The following is a 17899-nucleotide window of genomic DNA, read 5'->3' on the forward strand; positions in this document are numbered from 1 at the left end:
CCAGAAGAAATAAATTGGTATAAAGACCGAATATGTGAATCCTTCTTATACAAGTCAAGCATGTCCGAAGTGTTCTGAAAAGAACAAAGCACAAGATAGAAAATATAAGTGCCAATGTGGGTCTGAGAAGTATCGTGATATCGTTGGGGCGATGAACATTCGCTACGCAACTGTGGTTGATGGTAATAGTCAATCAGCCTAAGAACCTATATGGTCTGTCTTAGGAGGGGGGATGGCACCCCCTCATCTTGAAGGCTGTTCAAAACAGAAATGAACTGCGGACGGGTTAGTCATTCAAGAATCCCATCCGTTACACCGTAAGGTGTAGGACTTGCGGCTTTAGCCGTGGGAGTGTCGCCTCCTAATTAGTTATTATTGCTACCTACAAATGATATTCTTATAAAATAGCATGAGAGGTATTGGTTTACTATCTTTATTTCTTACATAAACTTTACATTTTGTAAGTTTATATTTTTGAAAAAAAAGCCTGTTCATATATGAACACTCTGGAATCTTTTTTGATTTTAACGAAAGAAAACAATATAAATAATAGAGTTTAGAAAAATAGCCCTCCACCAGCCCCTTTTTGGTTAAGTGGAGAGCTATTTTTTTCATATTTTGACAAGCTGCGGTGAGATAAGCCTGCATTTGGACAAACTTCAGCCCCCGAAACCGTGCATATCGATAACCATGCAGTTCTTTGGTGTCCGCAAAGCTTCGCTCTATAGTCGAACAGCGTACTTTATACAGTTTTTTCTAGCGATACCTTTATATTTCTCCCACATATGATGAGTGATAACTTTTTGTTTTTGTTTCTCTGAAAAACAATCCTTACGTAGTGGACATACAGCGAAGTCTTCTAGATTCGATTTATACTGACGATATCCTTCGCGATCCGTTGTCGCATATTCTAAAATACATCCCATTGGACAAGCAAATACATTTATTTCTTTTTCATATTTAAATTTACTTTTCGAGACTTCTTGATTTCGTTTTCCAAATCGGCGATACCCCATCACCATAAATATATTCTGTTCTGATAGTTTCTTACAGATATAACCTGTAAAATAGCCTGCATCAAGAGCTACAGCATCAACTTTGAATCCGAATTTATCAATTTGAGCTTGTAGACGTGCTAAATATGGCTCGGAATCTGCCATATTTCCAGCCGTTATATAGGTATCTGTAATAATATTGTACTTCGCATCAGTCGTACGATGATCTAAGAAATGAAAACCGTTCGGTTTTCCATCCCTCATTAAAAATCCACTATCTGGATCCGTTGTACTGATACGAGTTTTTTAGTAGGGGTATCACTTTCCTTTCTAGGTTTTAATTCTTTTTTCCATGTACCTCGCGATCTTCGATTACCGCAGCTTCTAGTTCATCTATATAAAACTTTGCCTTTTCTTTTTTTATATTTATGTATAAATTTATTTTTATTGGCATTCGCCTTAATATGTGTAGAATTTGTCATCAACGCACGTCCTCCCACCATACGGTGCTCCGTTGCTTGACTCACGATCTCATCAAAAATTTCTTCGAAAATGTTTGTATGAATGAAACGAGTACGGCGATTCCAAATGATTGTAGAATGATCTGGAATTGTATCCGATAGAGAAAAACCTAAAAACCAACGATAGGCAATATTCGTTTTAATCTCCTTTTCCAATTGACGCTCTGAACGAATACCGTAAAAATATCCAATAAACATCATCTTAAATAAAACGATAGGATGGATTGACGGACGTCCATCCATTGTTTTCACAGTAATACGGACGTAACTTTTCCTCAATAAAATCAAAACTAATTGTCGCTTCAATTGCACGAAGAAAATGATCTTGTGGAACTAACTCTTCTACAGAAACAGACACACGCTCATCACGATGATTTTTTAAAGCACCCATCATAAGAAATCTCTCCGTTTCCTCTTTTTTATCAGTGTTGACACATAAAAAGAGGTTCAGACACAAAAACAGGCTGTGGAGAAGACTTTCTCCACAGCCTGAAAAGCCTGTTCATATATGAACAGGCTTTAAATTCGACTGATTTTCTCCAAATATATAAAGGTTGTGTGAAAATGGTGTTAAAAATTATAGGCGCTATATCTAAAACATCTAAAAAATTTCAAAAAATAATATTTTAATATATAAAGTTATACTATAATCCAAAGAAGAATGTTTTCTCTTTGGATTGTCTTTATCCTATCGAATTTGAGAAAACCTACTTATGGTAATTAGCTAACTTAATGTCCAATAAATATTGACAAAGCCAATTTATTATTGTAATGCAACAATTGTTAAATTACAGTATTGTCCAATATACGTGGTTGGTGTTGAACCGTTTACAAGAGTAAGAGTATTAATTCCGGTACCTGTAGTGATAATTGTTGATTTTGCAACTGTATATATTCCCTGCTGATCGACTCCAGAAGTTGATCCTAAAATCAAAGATCCATTTAATGCTAAAGCCAAATTAAAGCCAGCACCAGATGATGTACCAGTCATAGAGTATATTACTAAATATGTTTGATTCGGATTTAATGTAATATCAGTACTTCCAGCTGTATGAGAGATAGCTGTTCCATTAATCACTAAATTAGAACTAAAAGGTATAGGTGTATTTATTGCTATATCTTCGTTACCCCCCTGATATATTGTGGCATTATTTGCGGTAATTAGAGGTCCTGTTACCCCAGTAGGTCCAGTAGGTCCAGGTGTACCATTCAATCCAGTAGGTCCAGTAGCCCCAGGTGTACCATTCAATCCAGTAGGTCCAGTAGCCCCAGGTGTACCATTCAATCCAGTAGGTCCAGTAGCCCCAGGTGTACCATTCAATCCAGTAGGTCCAGTAGCCCCAGGTGTACCATTCAATCCAGTAGGTCCAGTAGGTCCAGGTGTACCATTCAATCCAGTAGCCCCAGTAGGTCCAGGTGTACCATTCAATCCAGTAGCCCCAGTAGGTCCAGGTGTACCATTCAATCCAGTAGCCCCAGTAGGTCCAGGTGTACCATTCAATCCAGTAGGTCCAGTAGCCCCAGGTGTACCATTCAATCCAGTAGCCCCAGTAGGTCCAGTAGGTCCAGGTGTACCATTCAATCCAGTAGCCCCAGTAGGTCCAGGTGTACCATTCAATCCAGTAGCCCCAGTAGGTCCAGGTGTACCATTCAATCCAGTAGCCCCAGTAGGTCCAGGTGTACCATTCAATCCAGTAGCCCCAGTAGGTCCAGGTGTACCATTCAATCCAGTAGGTCCAGTAGCCCCAGGTGTACCATTCAATCCAGTAGCCCCAGTAGGTCCAGTAGGTCCAGGTGTACCATTCAATCCAGTAGCCCCAGTAGGTCCAGTAGGCCCAGTTGACCCATGAGCTATAATAATTAGTTGGATTAATAAATTAAAAAGAAATTGTAAAATGCTAGGATCCATTTTCAAACAGAATAAATAAGACCTTAATGCGCTGTAAAATGGGGGTAATAATGACAATAATTGGGCTGTATTTGGGGTAGGGGATTGTAAAAGAGTGATAATACTTTGAATGAATTGTTTGACGTAGTTCCCTTCTGGAGAAGGGATTAAAGAGTTGAATAAATCTAATAATTGAGTAAATATATTGATTAATGCTAACCGATTTGCATCTGATTGATCAGATACATAAGTTGGTATTAGAGTCTTTAAACTTGTGAGTAATGTAATCAATTGGGAAATTTGTTGTGGTGTAATTGGAATTGTTTGACAGCAACTATTGCAACTGTTCGAACCAGATGACGGTGAAAACGGATAAAGTCGTTGATTACAAGGATCATTACAGTCCATGTATAAAACCTCTCCTTATAGAAAGTATTTTCTCATAAAAAATAAAGGTATAGTATAGAGAATGCTTTGAATATAAATGCTACTTGTTTAATAGAAGTGATACTATTAAATCTCCAAAATAAAATTATATTTCACCTTTATTTATTTATGACTTTATAAAGTTACTATATAAACATCCTATGCCGTAATCTTAAGCTTGTTTGTAAAAAACACCTATTTTTATAAAAAAATATAGTTCTTGTACAAAAATAGAGTTTGGGGCAAAAAATTATGAAACTTGGACATACTAGTCTAAAAAGAATGTGGATTCTGCATGTCTAAACCGAGTGCATTCAAAGGGAAACACTACCAATCAGAGATTAGTATGCTGACAGTGAGAGGGTACCTGCGGTACAATTTGAGTTTTCATGATTGAGTGGAAATGATGGAAGAAGGGGGGGGGTGGAACATAGTTCATACAATAATCATGCGTTGGGTTTATCAATATGATCCAGAGTTAAATGAACGGATCCGTAAACATTTGAAGCAAACCAATGATTCTTAGAGAGTAGATGAACCCTATGCAAAAGTTCAAGAGCATTGGACGTGTTTGTATTGCACTGTAGATTCCAAAGGGAACATAATTGAGTTCTATCTAATTGACACTCCCACCCCTAAAGGGGCAAGATGACTAACGTCAGTGGAATTCTTGCTACCAAAGGCGAAGTCCATTTCTGGTATCGCTGACGTGCAAGATGGCGGTGTGCCATCACCACTCTCACGACAGACCTTATAGGTTTGTGAGCTACGGTACTATAACCATACCGTACAGATGCGTGTCCAAATGTTTTAACGTCTTGTTCTTGACGACACATATCATTTTACCGATAGCATGAATTAGGCTACCGAACTCCATATGATATCTTATTTCAAGGAACACATTGGTGTTTTAAAGACTTGTACATGTCTATAGTTTAAGTATAACCAAAATACAACTGTTTTTCTATGAAAAAGCGATACGTTCGCCCATGCTTAAAGGCGGACTAAAGTCCGATATGGGGTTTCTCGAATCGCGAAATCTGTAAACGTTGATTACGTTAGGAATCTATATGAGTTTTTTACAAAATAACATATTTGCACCAGAACCTGTCCATGTGATATTAAAAATTTTATAAAAGCAAGACAGAAAATTCCGTAAAATAGTAAACCACCTTATATGAATAACTTTTTAGAAAAAAAGCAGATTAGATAACAAAATTCAATAGGAGAAAAGTATAAAAAATACAATCTTTTTTGAATTATACAAACCTATTGATTTGATATAAATATTTTAACTGTGACTTTACCCATAAAGTTGCCGCTAAAGGAAGCATATCCTTGCCGGAAATTACATGTTTTTGAGGAGATTTAGTTGATTGTTCGAGGGAAAAGGAAGCATATCTTTGCCGTGGATAAATTATTAACCCATAAGCTTGCCGTGAATGCTGTTGGTTTGTAATAAAGTTTGATCAAAAGCATGCTACAAAAATTGATTTTTCAACAGAAGAAACCCAAACATTTTGAAAAAAGTTTGATCAAAATGCTTGGGTTATTTGTTGCTAGTGAATAATTTTTTATAAAAAGTTTAATCATTTTTCTACCTGTGTTTGCTCCACAATCGCGCCCTTTAATCGAATAAACCACTAATTATTTTTGCTCTCGAAAATCTTCGATTGTAAAGTACACTAACTCTTCTCCACGCGAAATGAGCTCTTGCACAATTTTAATAGTCCGTGGTTCTGTGTAATCAACTTCAGTTGGACTCATCTCGAAGGGCTCGACGGCGTTCGTGCAGCACCAGCAGGATAATCATCCCCATTATTACACCTAAGACGATGCCGGCCTGTGTGGTCAACAACCATGCCAATGGGTACTCTGGGGAGGGTGGCGCATCGAGTCGAACTGAAGATAAGGCGGAATAGAGGTTGTTGGAGAACAACGCTCCCGATGAAATCCATGTCGCTGCCATAGGAGGTAGAAACCACCTTGATCCACGGCGGGATGATACCACCAGTATGCCCCACGCACCAGCAAAGGACCACACACCTGTACTCAATGACAGCAGGTACCACCATACATCGCGTCCCTCCATAGTTGCCTGGTCGATGCCAAAAGAGCCACCAACTGCCCAAAACACCTTGATGACACCGAGCAGAATGCAACCGGCAGCGACAATCCTAGCTAAGATGATCTGTAGTTGTAAAGTATTGCCCGGCAACTCCTTGTAGTCGGTTGTGCCACTCAGCGCCTCTGGCCAACGTGCCATTGCATACCCCGCTAATGCAAGCGGCAGGAAGATGCCAATCCCGAAAAGTGAGATCATGACGAAGATCTGCTCGTATACCCAGAAGTCGGCGGCACCTGCTTCTTGATCCCGGATCATAGCTGCAGGGCCCAGAATCGGTGCAATCAACAAAATGGGAACGAGCAAACCGGTACCAACCCAAATGGGTAGAGCGACCAACCACGCAGGTAGCCGCTCCCCCCATGGCCTGCAAAACGCCATTGCAAGAAGGATGCCAATCGCAGCGAGAACGGCGGTTACTGCGTTTATAATGCGCCAGCTGGCGTCACCCATTTGCTCGGTTGGAAGGAAGAAACCAAAAGTCCATACAATTTTGATCAGCAGGTAAGGTGTTACTGCTATTGCCGCACTATAACCGCAGATTCTACGCAACCTCATCAATCTTAAGGCCTTCCTCTCTGCACTAATTGCCATCTTCTCATCTCCTCTACAAGTTCTAACTCACTTTGTTTCATAATTATATATTCACAACTATCCTAATGCCTTTAAACCTTCTTTGTACAACTTTCAAGTACTTATATTTCCAAGACTCATATTAGTGCCTTCCTTACATAAGATAGTTACTCTAGATTATCGAATAAAATGCCATAACTTAACTTCGATTTCCCTTTGAATAAACCTTTCCTTAATTCCATTAGATGTCCTTTTAGTGGAGTAACTTTATTGCCGCTCAACAGTTCCTTAATCCGCCTTTCAGTTCAGATTTTCTTTTCACTATAAAAACATCCCCTTAGATAAACAGATCCAAAGGGACAAAACATCGCGTCTTTTTTAAAAACACCGTGACTTTATTTAAAAGCGACATTAAAAATATTCTTCAAATCCTGGAAGCATAAGTTTGCCGCAAACAAAAAGAACCATAAGCTTGCCGAAGCGGCAAACTTATGGTTCATATCACATTAACAGCTATTTAAAATGGTTATATCAAATCAATACCTCCATGGATCGTTGTTATAAAGTGTTAAATAACATTTTAAATAAATAAGTTATATAACTGAAAAATATTTAGAAAACAAAAAACATTGATTATTGTTATTTTTCTGATACATTTTAAGTGTGAAGAGAAAGGAGGGAGTAACATGAACCGAAATGAATTTCTATCATTGGAGGAATTTTTATCTAAATCTATGATTGACACATTAAAACGTTGCGGAACACGTAGAACAAAACGTACAAGTTAAAACGGATTAGTAAATTTTAAATGAAGGGAGAGACACAAATGAGTAGAAATGATTTTTTATCACTAGAAGAATTTTTGTCTAAATCTGTGGTTGACACGTTAAAACGTTGCGGAACGCGTAGAACAAAGCGTACGAGTTAAAAATATTATTATTTGTATCATGTAGGGGACAATTGTTCTGTGTCCCCTTATAACGCATTATGATTAATGTTAATTATAATGCGAAGTTGCTAAGTTATTTATAGAAAACGCTTATTTGAACTATCCGTCACTTAGTCATGTTTGAAGTGGGGGATTCCTCCGAACACTAGCGTATCTACTAGTTGTTTTAGTAGGCTCTATCCGTAGTTCCTACGGTGCAAAAAAATATTTGTATATTGATTGGACTTACACGTCTCTGAATTGGCTTTCGCTCTATTTCGGTAAGCGTGTACGACGTTGAAGAGTTTACTTTGTAGACTTCCTACAACAATTTTATACTTTCAGTTTTAAGTGGGACATCCGTACAAAAAGTCATACAACAGAACTATATGTTTAGTTATGCAAAAAGTCAATCCGTCTCCTAGTTATGTATTGGTGCTATGCGCCTACACACATATTGAAGAAGGAGCTTTCTTGGCTAAGACTGATACAGTGATAGATTGGAGGACTGAAGATGTATCCATATGTACTACAAGAAGTTACAATACATTATTTTGGTGAAAAAGGGAATTTCTGTAAATAACAAGGATGGTAATCACTATTTTTTGAATAAAAATGAGTTATATTTATTAGAAAAATGCACCGGTTATAATTCAATTGATAGTATCGTTTATGAAACAGCTGAGGAAATAAAAATTTCAGATTTTTCTAGAGTTCAGGAAGCAATTGAGAAATTTATAGATTTTCAATCGCAAAGAAAATTAATGAATGTAAAGGATACAGTAAGTGATTTCCCTATACGGTTTACTGGAAAAAAAGGATATGAAATTCCAATGGAGATTTTATTAGAGATAACAAATCGTTGTAATCTTAAATGTATTCATTGCTATAAAGAGGCAGGTTATAATAAACAGGATGATATAGACATATCAAACATACTGCCTAAATTAGAATATTTTAAAGGTCACATACATTCACTACAAATTAGTGGTGGAGAACCAATGAGTCATCGTAATTTCTTTGATATTTTAGAATATTGCACGTCTTTTTTTCCGACTTCACTTACTACAACAGCTACTATGATAAATAAACATAATGCACATAGATTTACACAAGTGGATAACGTCCAAGTTTCTGTTTATGCAGCTACTCAAAAAGAACATGACCAAATTACATTAGTAACAGGATCTTTTAATAAAACTGTAAGAGGATTACAAGAGCTAATGAAGAAAGATAATAACGTAACAGTTTCTTCTATTATTACGATGGGAAATTATAGAAATATAGAAAGTATAATAAAATTAGCAATAGATATAGGTGTACAAGGGGTTAAGTTTGGAGAACTTAGCAGATACGGACGAGGAATAAATTTAGGAGAAGAGTGGGAACTGGACAAGCGTTTGGATGATTATATTACTAAATTGATTGCAGAATTAGGTGAAAAATATAAAGATAAAATAGTAATTGAAAATTATTATGATGACTTATTGGATTCAAAGTTTGATCAAAATCATAAGGGATTTTCCTGTGGAGCTGGTAATTTATCTTGGACAGTTAGTGAATTTGGAAACATTAAACCCTGTGTATTTCTTCCAGAAGATAAATTTAAAACAGGTAATATATTTACAGATGACATGGATATGTTATTTAAAAAAAATCATATTCGTAATCTTCATTCAAACATTGTAGAATGGGAAAAAAGTTTAAATCATCAAAATGTTAGTGCGAAACAAATATGTCCAGTTATGAAAAATTATGAGGAATTTTTCGATAGTAAATTATGGGAAGTAAATGGGGCGAAATAATGATAAGTGTAGATATAAAAAATGTAAGTAAAGTATTTAAAACAAAACATGAAAATATAAAAGCAGTAAATAATGTAACTTTTTCACTGCAGAAAGGAACAATCACCTCTTTATTAGGACCAAATGGTTCTGGTAAGACGACTCTAATTAAAATGATATGTGGGCTAATTATTCCGGATCAAGGGTATATTTTGAATAAAGGTATATCTGTTATTAAAAATATAAAAGAAGCTAGTGCTTCTGTAGGTTGTATTTTAGAAGGTGAACGTAATATTTATTATTATTTGTCTGTCTATGATAATTTATACTATTTTGGAACATTGAATTTCATACCGAAAAGAGAGTTAAAAAAAAGAATTGATGAGGTCCTTGCATTATTAGATTTAGAAGAAAAAAGATATGAACTTGCCTCTAATTTATCGCGAGGAATGCAGCAGAAGTTAGCATTAGGTATAACTTTAATAAAGGATTCAGATATTTTATTATTAGATGAACCAACTCTCGGATTAGATGTTAAATCTACCAACCATCTTTTAGATACACTGAAAAAATTAGCTGGTGCAGGAAAAACGATATTACTTACAACACATCAGTTAGATATATCACAACGTATAAGTGATGACATTATCTTATTTAATAAAGGAGAAATCTTTCAACATACTTCAAAAGATAATTTACTTAAAGAAGCAAATTCAGATTCTATATGGATTGAATTAACCCTTAATATTAGCGATATGCAAAAAGTTGATGATATTTTCTCTGGAGCCTCATATCGTCATATAGGTGAAAATAAATGGTCAATTCTTGTGGGGAACTTGCCTAGTATTTTAAAAAATTTAGATAAATATAACATTGAGATATTGGATTTAAAGAAAAACGAGAAAAATCTAGAGGATATCTTTTTAGAGTGGGTGAAATAAATGGGACAGTTTATATATATTTTTAGAGCAGAATTTTGCAAATTTAAAGGGGAGTTTAAAAGATATTACATAGATTCCTTTGGGGATATTATCGCATATGTTGTGTTATTCTGTGGGATTTTTTTCACAGTCTTTAAAGAGTATGAATGGTCCAACGAAGCTTTTTTTCAGCTGATTTTAGGATTGTTTGTGTGGTACATTGCTATTGGAGCTATAGCTAATTTTACCTTTATTTTGCAAGAAGAGATGGAACTAGGTACATTGGAACAAATATACTTAACCCGCTCGCCTATAATTAAAATTCTAATTGGTAGAGCATTGGGTTCATTTGCATTTGACTTACTAAGTGGGATTATACTATCACTTTGTACTGCTATAGCTATTTCTTTATTTACAAAAAAATACTTTTTTTCAATATTGACTCTTAATGTTTCATGGATATCCCTTGTTATCGTTATGATTTTAATAATGTTAGGTATCTATGGTTTTTCTTTTATATTGGCTGGTATTTCATTGGTCTATAAAAGAATCAGTGCTATCGTTGGCGTTTTAAATAACATTTTTTTATTCTTTACTGGAATTACTATTGCGTCGTCGTTTCCTCCCATTTTAGAAGGAATATCAAAAATTTTACCGATTACGTGGGGAATTATAAACTTAAAGGCTATTATATTGGAGAAGTACTCTTTACAGGAGGTCATAACTAACTCTTCATTTATGTTTTTATGTTTAAATTCTTTTCTTTATATAATAATTGGTATTTCTTCATTTAAATATTTAGAAGCATATTGTAGAAGGAAAGGAACGTTGGGGCATTACTAATGTATCAATGTTCTTTTTTATTGGCTTTTTCGCTAGTAATACACCTTCATGGTTCTCCTGCTTTGAACTACTCACCACTTAACGTCCTAACGCACTGTTTGAAGTGGGAGACTCCTAAGTACTTAAACCTAGCGGTTTTAGGCTATCCCCGTAATCCCTACGGTTAAGAGACGAATCGCTTCGTTTCTAGGATTCATTCCTGCGTTAATATCCCTATCGTGATGTGTGCCACAAGAAGGACAATCCCACTTATGACACCTACTGGTAAATACTATGTGTCCATCTTGACTGAATACGAAAAAGAAATCGTACAAAAAGAAGTAGAAACAGTTGTTGGATTAGACTTTGCGATGGATGGATTATACGTTAGTTCTGAGGATGAGAAAGCCAATTATCCTAAGTTCTATCGTGAAATGTTAGACCGATTAGCAAAGGCACAACGAGTATTATCAAGAAGAACCAAAGGTTCTATTCGTCGGAATAAACAATGTATCCGTGTAGCTAAGTTACATGAAAAAGTAGCGAACCAACGTAAGAACTTCCTTCATCATAAGTCTAAAGAGTTAGCTACTCATTTTGATGTTGTAGCTATTGAAGACCTAAACATGAAAGGAATGTCGCGAGTACTTCATTTTGGAAAAAGTGTTGCTGACAATGGTTGGGGTATGTTCACTTCTTTCTTAGCTTATAAACTACACGAACAAGGAAAACAACTTGTGAAAATAGACAGATGGTTTCCTTCCACAAAAACATGTGGCAGTTGTGGAAATGTAAAAAACATGTCATTGTCTGAGCGAGTCTATTCTTGTATATGCGGTGTAAATCTGGATAGAGATTATAATGCAGCTATCAATATCAAAAATGAAGCAATACGCCTATTAGCGTTAGCATAAATAGCAATAAAATAACCTTTGGAGCAAGGGAGTTAGCTCGGCTGTTTTAGGACGAATTCGTTAGCTATCAAAAGTAACGACTAACCGAGAAGCCGCCACTTCAAACAGTCCGTTAGGATGTTAAGTGGCGGGTAGTTCACGGAAGGTGCTTTCTGTCGGAAAATGATAAATTTCAATAGCATATGACTTATTGTTAACCAATTTATTCACTATCGTTGTTTTGAGTAAGTTATCAATTTCTTTTTCTATTTTCTGTCCAGACTCTTTGGCTACTGGATCAGAATTATTTTTCATTCTTATAATCAGTTTTACAAAACATAAAAGTCGGTATGACAGTGAAATTAGATAGTAATAATCATTCAGTATTCCTATTGTATTATTTACTTGTATTAGTTGTGAAATACGGAAGAAATGTATTTGATAATGATATGTCCGACTATGCAAAAGACATGTTTGTATGGTTATCTGAGAAGTACAATATAGCATTGGTAGAATGGAATCATGATGTTAATCAGGTACATATCTTCTTCAAAGCACGTCCTGTTTGATTTAATTTCTACGTAGCGAGCAATTCTTCTTTTCTTCATTAGTAGCGTATAAAGTGAAAATAACTTATTTTTATATCATATACAAGCATATCGCAACATATATTCTAAAAAATGGTTATAGGGAGGCTGGAAGGATGATTTCAGGATATTTAGTAAGATATATTCTAGTAACAGGGAAATCCTATATAAAAAAAGTTATTACTGTATATGCATCTTCAAGATATTATGCTATTCAAAAGATAAAAAAAGAATTAGAACGTCGCTTTTCTAATCCTACAAAGATTGAGGTCTACACAATTTGATTTGTTCATTTCTAATTTAAATTGAGACTCCCACGACTGAAGTCGCAAGCCCTAATCCTTACGGATTAACGGGTGGGATTCTTGAATGACTAAGCGTTCGCAGTCCATTTCTGTTTTGAACAGCCTTCAAGATAAGGGCATCTCATTGCCCCTCCTAAACCAGGCCATATAGGTGCTTAGGCTGATTGACTGTTACCATCAATCACAGTTGCGTAGCGAATATTCATCGCCCAAACGTCTACTTTTGTGCTTAGAAAAATCTTTCTTCTGTATCGTGGGCAAAACACAAAATGATAGTTAATGAATGATACGGTTGTTTTAGTTCTTCTATAATCGTTTATCATGGTTATATTGCATCAGTTTGTTTATATAACTGCAACAAAAAGGATAAAAAATAAAAGATGCCAACACTTTGGATACTTAAAGTACCACAAACCTTTCGGTTTTTAATGGTACTCCGTATCGCACCTCACTATCATCCCATGCCTAAAGGCGATGGGCTTTCTCGTTTGGAAATGGCTGTAACGTTAGTTGAATGGAATCCTGATGTCGATCATGTACATATTTTATTCAAGGTACATCCTAATACAAAAATGACGAAGTTTATTAATGCTTATAAGAGTGCAAGTCCTTGACTCATCAAGAGAGATTTTCCACAAGTGAAAAAGAAACTTTGGAAAGAGATGTTTTGGCCAAGAAGCTTTTGCTTACTAACTACTGGTGGTTCGTCAATAGACGTAGTAAAGAAATATATTGAAAATCAAGGGAAAAAGTGAGGTAAAACGACAAAGCAGAATAAAGCATATAAATTCCGTTTGTATCCAACAGAAGAACAAGCATATCTTATGCGCAAAACCTTCGGTTGTGTACGTTTCGTGTATAAAAGAATGTTAGCTGAACGGAAAGAAGCGTATGAAAAATACAAATATGATAAAGAACAACTAAAGAAGCAAAAGCTACCAACTCCTGCGAAATACAAAGCAGAATTTGAGTGGTTAAAAGAAATTGATTCATTAGCTTTGGTAAATGCGCAACAAGTATTATCAAGACGCAATAAAGGTTCTGAGCGTTGGAATAAATAACGTATTCGTTTAGCTAACCAACGTAAGAATTTCCTTCATCATGAGTCTAAAGAGTTGGCTACTAATTTTGATGTTGTAGCTATCGAGGATCTAAGCATGAAAGGAATGACGAAATTACTTTATTTTGGAAAAAGCATTGCTGACAATAGTTGGGATATGTTCACATCTTTTTTAGCTTATAAACTACGCGAACAAGGCAAGTAACTTGTGAAAATAGACAAATGGTTTCTTTTCACAAAAACATGTAGCAGTTGTGGGAGCGTGAAAGATATGCCATTGTCTGAAAGAGTATATTCTTGTATCTGTGGTGTCAATCTCGATAGAGATTATAACGCAGCCGTCGATATTAAAAATGAAGCAATGCGCCTATTAGTGTTAGCATTCAGAGCATTGAACTACCCCCACTTTCACTTCGTGTAGAAGAGGGGGATTTCTAAGTAAAGAGTTCTATCGAACTCTAATTTATTAGGCTATCTCCACAGTCCCTGCGGTTAGAAGCCTTATCGCTTCATTCTTTAGATTGATACTTGCGTTAATATCCCTATCATGATGTGTACGACAAGAAGGGCAGTCCCATTCACGTAGGTTTAGATTTTTAACGTCTTTGTTTTGATATCCACAACAAGAACATAATTGGCTGGAAGCAAATGTTTTCGATACGACAATGACTTGTTTGCCGTACCATTTTGCTTTATATTCCAACATAGTTCGAAACTGTGACCATGATACCTCACTAATTGCTTTTGCTAACTTATGATTCTTTAGCATATTCGATACTTGTAAATCCTCTATACCAATAACATCGTGGTTTTTGATGATTTCAGTTGAGACTTTGTCCAAGTAATCTTTTCTAGCATTCGTCATGTATTCATGAATTCTAGCTACTTTTACTCGTTGTTTATTCCAGCGAGAAGATCCTTTCGTTCTTCTAGAAAGAACACGCTGTACTTTCGCCAACTTCTCTTCTAATGATCGAAAAAACTTCGGATTTTTATAGATTGTTCTATCTGACAAAATGGCGAAATCTTTTAGTCCCACATCCATTCCAATATAAGATCGTGTTTTTGGAAGTTCTTGCACTTCTGTTTCAACTAACAATGACACAAAGTATCTACCAGAATGGTTCCGTCTAACTGTAGCATTTAAAATACGTCCCTTTACTTCACGACTTTTGGCAAATCGAACAAGACCTAGTTTTGGCAATTTCATTTTGTTTCCTACAACGGCAATGTTTTCATTTGTTTGTTTTGTGGTATAAGATTGTACGTTGTTCTTCTTAGATTTGAAACGCGGGGCACTGTTTTGTTTTTTGAAAAAGCGTGTATAAGCATCCGCAAGGTTGCGAACAGAAGACTGAATCGCAATACTATCCACTTCTTTTAGCCAAACAAACTCTTTCTTCATGGCAGGAAGTTTGGCAGAGCATGTACCATATGTCAAACCTTTCCTTGTCTCTTTGTATGCGTTATCCCATAGAGATAGGAAATGATTGAATACAAAACGAGAACAGCCAATCGTTTTATTGATTAGGGTTGCTTGTGCTCTATTTGGATAGATACGAAATTTATATGCTTTATTGATTATCATTCGTTTCACCTCCATTTCGATATACATCCATTATACAACAAACATACATTCGATAGGTAGTGAATGAAGTAACACTTTATGTATGTCGAACAATTAAGATGGCATCCTGCCATCCCTTGTCCGAAGCCAATTCATCTCCCACCTACTCACTTCGCGTTCCTTGAGGAAGGAGTCTTCTTGGCTAAAATGATAAAATAAGGGAGTTAGCCCGGCTGTCTTAGGACTGAGTCGTTAGCTATCGTAACGACTAACCGAGAAGCCCCCACTTCAGACAGACAGTCCGTTAGGACGTTAAGTGGCGGGTAGTTCACTGGGGATTATGAGGATGAATAGTAACTTAAACAATGATTATGAAATATTTCATAATCTAATGACAAATAACGGATATCAATATATATTGTTTTTAAGTTAATAATTTAAGATAGAGATTTGGAGATTCATATTATTAGTCCTGTACATATTGTATTGGATTATATTTGTGAATCTCTTTTTATATCTACTTAAACTATTTTATTATATATAAATATAAAGGAGGAATTTTAATGGTAAGGTTATTTGGAATGTCTTTGATGCTATTCTCTATATTTTCAGGCATGCTAATGCCATTTCCAGTACATGCAAAAGAAAAGAGTGCAAATGATAATCCAATTATTTTTGTGCATGGTTTTACAGGTTGGGGCAGAGATGAATTACTTGGTATAAAGTATTGGGGCGGTGTTCACGATATTCAAGAGAATTTAAAGGAAGATGGGTATAATGTCTATACAGCAGCTGTTGGACCATTATCTAGTAACTGGGATCGTGCATGTGAGTTATATGCACAAATCAATGGGGGAACGGTTGATTATGGAAAAGTTCATGCTTTAGAGCATGGGCATAATCAATATGGTAGAACTTATACAGGGTTTGTATCAAATTGGAGTGAAACAAATAAGATTCATTTGATAGGACATAGCATGGGAGGGCAAACGATACGTACACTGGTTCAATTATTGAAAGAAGGTTGTCAGGAAGAAAAAAACTATAAAAAACAAAATGCTGATGTACAAATTTCACCGTTATTTCAGGGAGGAAAGTCTTATGTTCATAGTGTAACAACATTGGCAACGCCACATAATGGAACAACACTTGCAGATGGCAGCTTACTTATACCATCTATTAGACAATTACTTGTTGCGACCGCTGGTATGGGGGAAAATAATAATTTGGCTTTGTATGATTTTAAACTAGATCAGTGGGGAATTAAAAAGAAAGATAAGGAATCATTTCTTCAATACTCAAACCGTGTGTTAAACAGTTCAATATGGAGTGGGACAAAAGATATAAGTCGATGGGACTTAAGTACAGATGGTGCAAAAGAATTGAATGAATGGGTAAAAGCACAACCGGATGTATATTATTTTTCCTATAGTGGGCATGCGACAAAAGAGAAGCCTATTACTGGTCTGCACCTTCCACACGTAACAATGAATAAGGCACTAATGGGAAATACTATTTTCCTGGGTTCATATGTGAGGTGTGATGAGAATCGTCCGATTATTGATTCATCATGGTGGCAAAATGATGGAGTGGTAAATACAAAATCGATGATTGGTCCATCAACGGACGATATCATAGCTTATATGGATACACCACAGCTTGGAAAGTGGAATCATATAGAAATGAAGGATAATTGGGATCATCTTGATATGGTAGGGCTAAGTGTTTCAGATTCATTGGGATTTTCTGATATCAATGCTTTTTATGGTTCAATTGCTGAAATGCTATCAAATCTACCAGATTAAATATATGATTTCAGTAACTTAAATAATCATGACATCATAACTAATTGAACTACCCCACTTAACGACCTTGCGGCCTGTTTGAAGTGGGAGATTCCTGCGACCGCCGATGTAACCAGCAGTTATCTTAGCGGGCTCTGCCCATAGTTCCTACGGTGAGAACTGAAGTATCTTGTACGTTGACTCAGCACGCTTCCTACTTTAGCTTGGTTTTCGCAACTTCGGCAAGCGTGGGACGATAGAACGTTGAAGATTTTACGATTGCAACGATTTTTCTGCAACCAACCTCATATCTTCAGTTTTCAAGGAATAATCTGTACAAGTATATAGTAGCAAACATTTTGGCTTACGCCAGCCGACATTCATCTCCCACCTATTTGCTGGTGCTATCACACCTTCATTCAAATTGAGGAGGGAGTTTTCTGTCGAAAAAAAATAAAAGGTTGTTTTCCTAATGCAAAGAAGGAGACAACCTTTTATTTAATTATTACGTACTCATAGTTCATCAATACCAATTATATTGTGTTCTTCCGAGATTTTCATGGATTAATTCTTAATATTCATGGATGTTATTGAATATCTTTCCTTGATTTAATATTAATGACAATTCTGTGAATTTTTTTGAAAATTACCTCTTACTTTATTTTATCTAAGTACAAAAACCTAATATATGTATATATATTGAACGATTTTTTAAGAATTA

General features: G+C 35.7%; 9 protein-coding genes and 9 pseudogenes. 11 read left to right on the forward strand and 7 right to left on the reverse strand.

From position 1 onward, the window contains the following. Window positions 1-13 precede the first annotated feature (13 nt). A pseudogene (locus tag NHG49_RS30415) lies at window positions 14-202 on the forward strand (zinc ribbon domain-containing protein); the annotation flags it as partial. 359 nt (window positions 203-561) lie between these two features. On the opposite strand, the pseudogene NHG49_RS30420 reads toward NHG49_RS30415, so the two are convergent. Together NHG49_RS30420 and NHG49_RS30425 are read right to left on the reverse strand one after the other, a co-directional pair. Continuing rightward, window positions 562-1910: pseudogene (locus NHG49_RS30420) on the reverse strand (IS1182 family transposase); the annotation flags it as partial. A 369-nt stretch (window positions 1911-2279) separates the two neighbouring features. Next, window positions 2280-3812, reverse strand: coding sequence for a collagen-like protein (locus NHG49_RS30425; protein WP_258127143.1), 1533 nt, complete (start codon window positions 3810-3812; stop codon window positions 2280-2282). Window positions 3813-4125: 313 nt separating this feature from the next. Here NHG49_RS30425 and NHG49_RS30430 point away from each other — a divergent pair. Continuing rightward, window positions 4126-4479: pseudogene (locus tag NHG49_RS30430) on the forward strand (DDE-type integrase/transposase/recombinase); the annotation flags it as partial. Between the two features lie 1104 nt (window positions 4480-5583). Here the strand turns inward: NHG49_RS30430 and NHG49_RS30435 are convergent. After that, on the reverse strand, window positions 5584-6549 hold the full coding sequence (locus NHG49_RS30435) for a hypothetical protein (protein ID WP_002144228.1): 966 nt from the start codon (window positions 6547-6549) through the stop codon (window positions 5584-5586). A gap of 1431 nt (window positions 6550-7980) precedes the next feature. Here NHG49_RS30435 and NHG49_RS30440 point away from each other — a divergent pair. Genes NHG49_RS30440 through NHG49_RS30450 form a run of 3 tightly spaced genes read left to right on the forward strand, consistent with a single transcriptional unit; the run spans window position 7981 to window position 11003 of the window. Next, window positions 7981-9261: a radical SAM protein gene (locus tag NHG49_RS30440; protein WP_258127144.1), complete on the forward strand. Its 1281-nt coding sequence runs from the start codon at window positions 7981-7983 to the stop codon at window positions 9259-9261. Next, window positions 9261-10181, forward strand: a complete 921-nt coding sequence (locus NHG49_RS30445) for an ABC transporter ATP-binding protein (protein ID WP_258127145.1) — start codon at window positions 9261-9263, stop codon at window positions 10179-10181. Before NHG49_RS30440 ends, NHG49_RS30445 begins: the two co-directional genes overlap by 1 nt. Continuing rightward, window positions 10182-11003: an ABC transporter permease gene (locus tag NHG49_RS30450; RefSeq protein WP_258127146.1), complete on the forward strand. Its 822-nt coding sequence runs from the start codon at window positions 10182-10184 to the stop codon at window positions 11001-11003. Between the two features lie 137 nt (window positions 11004-11140). Here NHG49_RS30450 and NHG49_RS31950 read toward each other — a convergent pair. Beyond that, a pseudogene (locus NHG49_RS31950) lies at window positions 11141-11254 on the reverse strand (zinc ribbon domain-containing protein); the annotation flags it as partial. Here NHG49_RS31950 and NHG49_RS30455 point away from each other — a divergent pair. After that, window positions 11255-11896: pseudogene (locus tag NHG49_RS30455) on the forward strand (RNA-guided endonuclease InsQ/TnpB family protein); the annotation flags it as partial. 120 nt (window positions 11897-12016) lie between these two features. On the opposite strand, the gene NHG49_RS30460 reads toward NHG49_RS30455, so the two are convergent. After that, on the reverse strand, window positions 12017-12190 hold the full coding sequence (locus tag NHG49_RS30460; protein ID WP_258127147.1) for a DUF4030 domain-containing protein: 174 nt from the start codon (window positions 12188-12190) through the stop codon (window positions 12017-12019). A gap of 41 nt (window positions 12191-12231) precedes the next feature. Between NHG49_RS30460 and NHG49_RS30465 the strand changes: the two are divergent. Both NHG49_RS30465 and NHG49_RS30470 read left to right on the forward strand, forming a co-directional pair. After that, a pseudogene (locus NHG49_RS30465) lies at window positions 12232-12438 on the forward strand (transposase); the annotation flags it as partial. Between the two features lie 140 nt (window positions 12439-12578). Then, entirely contained in the window at window positions 12579-12746 is a 168-nt protein-coding gene (locus NHG49_RS30470) for a hypothetical protein (RefSeq protein WP_258127148.1), read from the forward strand. A 236-nt stretch (window positions 12747-12982) separates the two neighbouring features. Here NHG49_RS30470 and NHG49_RS30475 read toward each other — a convergent pair. Next, a pseudogene (locus tag NHG49_RS30475) lies at window positions 12983-13090 on the reverse strand (IS200/IS605 family transposase); the annotation flags it as partial. Between the two features lie 177 nt (window positions 13091-13267). On the opposite strand from NHG49_RS30475, the pseudogene tnpA reads away from it, so the two are divergent. Both tnpA and NHG49_RS30485 read left to right on the forward strand, forming a co-directional pair. Continuing rightward, window positions 13268-13522: pseudogene (gene tnpA, locus NHG49_RS30480) on the forward strand (IS200/IS605 family transposase); the annotation flags it as partial. Between the two features lie 39 nt (window positions 13523-13561). Beyond that, a pseudogene (locus NHG49_RS30485) lies at window positions 13562-14248 on the forward strand (RNA-guided endonuclease TnpB family protein). Between the two features lie 45 nt (window positions 14249-14293). Here the strand turns inward: NHG49_RS30485 and tnpB are convergent. Then, entirely contained in the window at window positions 14294-15415 is a 1122-nt protein-coding gene (tnpB, locus tag NHG49_RS30490; protein WP_258127149.1) for an IS200/IS605 family element RNA-guided endonuclease TnpB, read from the reverse strand. 593 nt (window positions 15416-16008) lie between these two features. On the opposite strand from tnpB, the gene NHG49_RS30495 reads away from it, so the two are divergent. Next, window positions 16009-17199, forward strand: a complete 1191-nt coding sequence (locus NHG49_RS30495) for an esterase/lipase family protein (protein WP_374987944.1) — start codon at window positions 16009-16011, stop codon at window positions 17197-17199. Window positions 17200-17899 lie beyond the last annotated feature (700 nt).

It is taken from the genome of Bacillus sp. IBL03825, from assembly GCF_024712505.1.
GTDB classification, from domain to species: Bacteria; Bacillota; Bacilli; order Bacillales; family Bacillaceae_G; genus Bacillus_A; species Bacillus_A wiedmannii.